The 438-nt window shown below is 61.6% G+C and carries 1 protein-coding gene; it reads left to right on the top strand.

Annotated elements, in window-relative coordinates; all coding sequences use genetic code 11:
• The coding region (locus EOA49_RS32395; RefSeq protein ID WP_281058478.1) for a glycine betaine ABC transporter substrate-binding protein at nt 1–438 on the top strand (438 nt) is incomplete at both ends.

Raw genomic sequence — 438 nt, 5'->3', positions numbered from 1 at the left:
CCGGAATACATGAAGGAGAAATGCCCGGGCCTGCCCAATTGGGAAGCGCTGAAGGACCCGAAATGCGCCGAAGCCTTCTCGACGGCGGAGACCGCACCGAAGGGACGCTATCTCGGCGGCCCGGTGACATGGGAAGGCTTTGACGACGAGCGCGTCGAGGCGCTGAAACTGCCCTTCACCGTCATCCATGCCGGCACCGACGCGGCGATGTTCGCCGAGCTCGATTCCGCCTATCAGCGCAAGGCGCCGATCATGCTGTGGATCTATTCGCCGCACTGGGCGCCGGCCAAGTACAAGGGCGAGTGGGTTGAATTCCCGGAATACACGCCCGAGTGCTACAACGACCCGAAATGGGGCGTGAACCCCGACGCCAAATATGACTGCGGCAAGCCGCATGGCGAGATCTGGAAATACTCCTGGTCCGGCATGAAGGACAAA

The sequence above is a fragment of the Mesorhizobium sp. M1A.F.Ca.IN.020.04.1.1 genome, from assembly GCF_003997315.1.
GTDB lineage: Bacteria > Pseudomonadota > Alphaproteobacteria > Rhizobiales > Rhizobiaceae > Mesorhizobium.
Note: the sequence above shows the minus strand (reverse complement) of the source record. Positions and strands in the feature narration are given on the sequence as shown.